This window comes from uncultured Mucilaginibacter sp., assembly GCF_903913935.1.
Lineage (GTDB): Bacteria > Bacteroidota > Bacteroidia > Sphingobacteriales > Sphingobacteriaceae > Mucilaginibacter.
Genome location: NZ_CAIWNH010000110.1, coordinates 1 through 1,904, shown reverse-complemented (window position 1 = coordinate 1,904; position 1,904 = coordinate 1). Strand labels below are relative to the sequence as shown.

1 protein-coding gene is annotated in these 1,904 nt (G+C 41.9%); it reads left to right on the top strand.

All coding sequences use genetic code 11. The features are described from left to right. Window positions 1-208 precede the first annotated feature (208 nt). The coding region (locus QZY09_RS04230) for a type I restriction-modification system subunit M (RefSeq protein ID WP_295668546.1) at window positions 209-1,904 on the top strand (1,696 nt) is incomplete at its 3' end.

Sequence of the window (1,904 nt, the reverse complement as noted above, 5' to 3'; positions counted from 1 at the left end):
TAAATTATTCTATAAATTCAAAGTTTATGTCAACAATGTCAATCTGTTTTACCTGAATTATATGCCAACCACTACAAAAATTTATAACAGCAGTAGTATTTACCACCCTATTTAACCAACAAATTCCCTAATATTGCATCTGATCGAACTATTATTCCAGGCTATCCTGGATAAAGCTTTATCACCGATCTAAACTGACTAAAAACCAATGGCTGTTAAAAAATCTGAACTCTATTCTTCTATTTGGGCAAGCTGCGATGAACTACGCGGTGGCATGGATGCAAGTGAATATAAAGACTATGTATTGATCATGCTCTTTATCAAATACATTAGCGATAAGTATGCAGGCATCCCCTACGCACCTATTACTGTACCGGAAGGCGCCAGCTTTAAAGATATGGTTGCCTTAAAGGGTAATCCTAATATAGGCGAGCGAATCAACACCACCATCATTGCCCCTATTGAGCAGGCAAACAAATCACTGGGATCAATTAAGGTAGATTTTGATAATCCTGAAAAGTTGGGTACCGGGGATGAAAAAGTAAAACGGCTTACCAACCTGATAGCGATATTTGAAAAGCCTGAACTCAACTTTAGCAGCAACAAAGCTGAAGGCGATGATATTTTAGGCGATGCCTATGAATACCTGATGCGGAACTTTGCTACTGAAAGCGGCAAAAGCAAAGGCCAGTTTTATACCCCGGCAGAAGTTAGCCGTATTATGGCGAAGATCATCGGCATTAATAATGAAAACACAAGCTCAAACACTACTATATATGATCCTACCTGCGGCTCAGGGTCCCTATTATTAAAGGTAGCTGATGAAGCGGAAAGGAAGATCACTATATACGGCCAGGAAAAAGAAAGTGCCACAGCTGGCCTGGCCCGCATGAATATGGTGCTGCATGACTGCCCAACTGCATTAATCAGGTGTACTGGAAACAGCACCCTGTCCGATCCTCAATTTAAAGAAGAAAATGGCAGCTTAAAATTATTTGACTTTATAGTAGCCAATCCACCATTCTCTTCAAAAAACTGGAGTAACGGGCTAAAGGTGGCCAGCGAAACCGATGATGACTATGGCCGCTTTGAAGGGTTCGGTGTCCCTCCAGAAAAAAATGGTGATTACGCATTCCTGCTCCACATGCTCCGCTCATTAAAGAGTAAGGGCAAGGCGGCTGTAATTTTACCACATGGGGTGTTGTTCCGCGGCAATGCTGAGGCTGAGATCCGCAAGAACCTCATCCGTAAAGGATATATTAAAGGGATCATTGGCTTACCGGCTAACTTATTTTTTGGTACCGGCATCCCAGCGTGTTTAATTGTTATTGATAAGGAAAATGCAAGCAGTCGCAAAGCTATCTTTATGATAGATGCCGGTAAAGGTTATGTAAAGGATGGTCCAAAGAACCGCCTGCGCGACCAGGACATTCATAAAATTGTGGATACTTTTAACAAACAGATAGAGGAGCCCAAGTACAGCCGCATTGTACCCATTACCGAAATTGAAGAAAAGGAATACAACCTCAACATCCCCCGTTACATTGATAGCCAGGAAGAAGAAGACATCCAGGATATTAATGCCCACCTAAATGGTGGCATCCCCAACGCTGATATTGAGGCCATGAACAAATACTGGGACGTGTACCCATCATTACGAAAAATACTTTATACCCCACTGCGTGACGGGTACAGCCAGCTTGCCATTGAAAAGGCAGCAATAAAGAGTACCATATTTAACCAACCTGAATTTACCGGGTACACACAAAAAGTATTGGAGGTGTTTGAAAGTTGGAAGCAAACAACCATCCCGGCACTCAAAGCTATGGACGTTGGTGTAAAACCTAAAAAACTCATTTATCAAATTTCAGAAGGTCTGTTACAAGCTTTTTCAAACCTTAGGC